This is a genomic window from Campylobacter sp. CH186 (assembly GCF_004378925.1).
Lineage (GTDB): Bacteria > Campylobacterota > Campylobacteria > Campylobacterales > Campylobacteraceae > Campylobacter_D > Campylobacter_D jejuni.
In genome coordinates, this window is record NZ_RYYB01000033.1 from 1 (window position 1) to 230 (window position 230).

Sequence of the window (230 nt, forward strand, 5' to 3'; positions counted from 1 at the left end):
GATTTACAAGATGATTGGGATGGTTTTGATTTTTCAGGTCTTAGCCTTGGTGGAAAAACTGTAGCTGTATTTGGAATGGGTGATAGTGAAAGCTATTCAGACACTTTCTGCGGCGGTATGGGAAAACTTGCAGAAAATTTAAAAAATGCAGGCGCAAATTTAGTAGGTGAAGTTTCAACTGATGGCTATACATTTGAATCAAGCGATGCAGTTGTTGATGGAAAATTTGT

Annotated in this window: 1 protein-coding gene; it reads left to right on the forward strand. The window is 37.8% G+C overall.

All coding sequences use genetic code 11. From position 1 onward, the window contains the following. A partial coding sequence (locus ELQ09_RS08235) for a flavodoxin domain-containing protein (protein ID WP_208357122.1) occupies nucleotides 1–230 on the forward strand: 230 nt, incomplete at both ends.